Origin of the sequence: Bacillus sp. XT-4 (genome assembly GCF_050864245.1) — a bacterium.
GTDB classification, from domain to species: domain Bacteria; phylum Bacillota; class Bacilli; order Bacillales; family Bacillaceae; genus Bacillus; species Bacillus altitudinis.
Genome location: NZ_JBPAFI010000017.1, coordinates 1 through 3,075, shown reverse-complemented (window position 1 = coordinate 3,075; position 3,075 = coordinate 1). Strand labels below are relative to the sequence as shown.

Genomic DNA, 3,075 nt, shown 5'->3' with positions numbered 1-3,075 from the left:
TGTTCTTTGAAAACTAGATAACAATAAGTAATACATTCACATTGAATGCAATGCAAAGTTCATCACACATAGTGATTCTTTCTAAAGTAAGAAATGGTTAAGTTAGAAAGGGCGCACGGTGGATGCCTTGGCACTAGGAGCCGATGAAGGACGGGACGAACACCGATATGCTTCGGGGAGCTGTAAGCAAGCTTTGATCCGGAGATTTCCGAATGGGGAAACCCACTGCTCGTAATGGAGTAGTATCCATACTTGAATACATAGAGTATGAGAAGGCATACCCGGGGAACTGAAACATCTAAGTACCCGGAGGAAGAGAAAGCAAATGCGATTCCCTGAGTAGCGGCGAGCGAAACGGGAACAGCCCAAACCAAGAGGCTTGCCTCTTGGGGTTGTAGGACACTCTATACGGAGTTACAAAGGAACGATATAAGCGAAGAGGTCTGGAAAGGCCCGCCAAAGAAGGTAACAGCCCTGTAACTGAAATGTTGTTCTCTCCAGAGTGGATCCTGAGTACGGCGGAACACGTGAAATTCCGTCGGAATCCGGGAGGACCATCTCCCAAGGCTAAATACTCCCTAGTGACCGATAGTGAACCAGTACCGTGAGGGAAAGGTGAAAAGCACCCCGGAAGGGGAGTGAAATAGATCCTGAAACCGTGTGCCTACAAGTAGTCAGAGCCCGTTAACGGGTGATGGCGTGCCTTTTGTAGAATGAACCGGCGAGTTACGATCCCGTGCAAGGTTAAGCAGAAGATGCGGAGCCGCAGCGAAAGCGAGTCTGAATAGGGCGCATGAGTACGTGGTCGTAGACCCGAAACCAGGTGATCTACCCATGTCCAGGGTGAAGTTCAGGTAACACTGAATGGAGGCCCGAACCCACGCACGTTGAAAAGTGCGGGGATGAGGTGTGGGTAGGGGTGAAATGCCAATCGAACCTGGAGATAGCTGGTTCTCTCCGAAATAGCTTTAGGGCTAGCCTCAAGGTAAGAGTCTCGGAGGTAGAGCACTGATTGGACTAGGGGCCCCTACCGGGTTACCGAATTCAGTCAAACTCCGAATGCCGATGACTTATCCTTGGGAGTCAGACTGCGAGTGATAAGATCCGTAGTCGAAAGGGAAACAGCCCAGACCGCCAGCTAAGGTCCCAAAGTATACGTTAAGTGGAAAAGGATGTGGAGTTGCTTAGACAACCAGGATGTTGGCTTAGAAGCAGCCACCATTTAAAGAGTGCGTAATAGCTCACTGGTCGAGTGACTCTGCGCCGAAAATGTACCGGGGCTAAACGTATCACCGAAGCTGCGGACTGTTCTTACGAACAGTGGTAGGAGAGCGTTCTAAGTGCAGTGAAGTCAGACCGGAAGGACTGGTGGAGCGCTTAGAAGTGAGAATGCCGGTATGAGTAGCGAAAGACGGGTGAGAATCCCGTCCACCGAATGCCTAAGGTTTCCTGAGGAAGGCTCGTCCGCTCAGGGTTAGTCGGGACCTAAGCCGAGGCCGAAAGGCGTAGGCGATGGACAACAGGTTGATATTCCTGTACCACCTCCTCACCATTTGAGCAATGGGGGGACGCAGGAGGATAGGGTAAGCGCGGTATTGGATATCCGCGTCCAAGCAGTTAGGCTGGGAAATAGGCAAATCCGTTTCCCGTGAAGGCTGAGCTGTGATGGCGAGCGAAATTTAGTAGCGAAGTTCCTGATTCCACACTGCCAAGAAAAGCCTCTAGCGAGGTGAGAGGTGCCCGTACCGCAAACCGACACAGGTAGGCGAGGAGAGAATCCTAAGGTGATCGAGAGAACTCTCGTTAAGGAACTCGGCAAAATGACCCCGTAACTTCGGGAGAAGGGGTGCTTCTTAGGGTGTTAAAGCCCCGAGAAGCCGCAGTGAATAGGCCCAGGCGACTGTTTAGCAAAAACACAGGTCTCTGCGAAGCCGTAAGGCGAAGTATAGGGGCTGACGCCTGCCCGGTGCTGGAAGGTTAAGAGGAGCGCTTAGCGTAAGCGAAGGTGCGAATTGAAGCCCCAGTAAACGGCGGCCGTAACTATAACGGTCCTAAGGTAGCGAAATTCCTTGTCGGGTAAGTTCCGACCCGCACGAAAGGCGCAACGATCTGGGCACTGTCTCAACGAGAGACTCGGTGAAATTATAGTACCTGTGAAGATGCAGGTTACCCGCGACAGGACGGAAAGACCCCGTGGAGCTTTACTGCAGCCTGATATTGAATGTTGGTACAGCTTGTACAGGATAGGTAGGAGCCTTGGAAACCGGAGCGCTAGCTTCGGTGGAGGCATCGGTGGGATACTACCCTGGCTGTATTGACCTTCTAACCCGCTGCCCTTATCGGGCAGGGAGACAGTGTCAGGTGGGCAGTTTGACTGGGGCGGTCGCCTCCTAAAATGTAACGGAGGCGCCCAAAGGTTCCCTCAGAATGGTTGGAAATCATTCGCAGAGTGTAAAGGCACAAGGGAGCTTGACTGCGAGACCTACAAGTCGAGCAGGGACGAAAGTCGGGCTTAGTGATCCGGTGGTTCCGCATGGAAGGGCCATCGCTCAACGGATAAAAGCTACCCCGGGGATAACAGGCTTATCTCCCCCAAGAGTCCACATCGACGGGGAGGTTTGGCACCTCGATGTCGGCTCATCGCATCCTGGGGCTGTAGTCGGTCCCAAGGGTTGGGCTGTTCGCCCATTAAAGCGGTACGCGAGCTGGGTTCAGAACGTCGTGAGACAGTTCGGTCCCTATCCGTCGCGGGCGCAGGAAATTTGAGAGGAGCTGTCCTTAGTACGAGAGGACCGGGATGGACGCACCGCTGGTGTACCAGTTGTTCTGCCAAGGGCATCGCTGGGTAGCTATGTGCGGACGGGATAAGTGCTGAAAGCATCTAAGCATGAAGCCCCCCTCAAGATGAGATTTCCCATTCCGCAAGGAAGTAAGATCCCTGAAAGATGATCAGGTTGATAGGTCTGAGGTGGAAGCGTGGTGACACGTGGAGCTGACAGATACTAATAGATCGAGGACTTAACCTATATTCTAATGTGAAAAATGAACATTGTTATCTAGTTTTGAGAGAACATT

General features: G+C 52.2%; 1 rRNA gene. It reads left to right on the top strand.

The features are described from left to right. Positions 1 to 95 precede the first annotated feature (95 nt). Positions 96 to 3,026: ribosomal RNA gene (locus ACRRMM_RS19100) — 23S ribosomal RNA — on the top strand. Positions 3,027 to 3,075 lie beyond the last annotated feature (49 nt).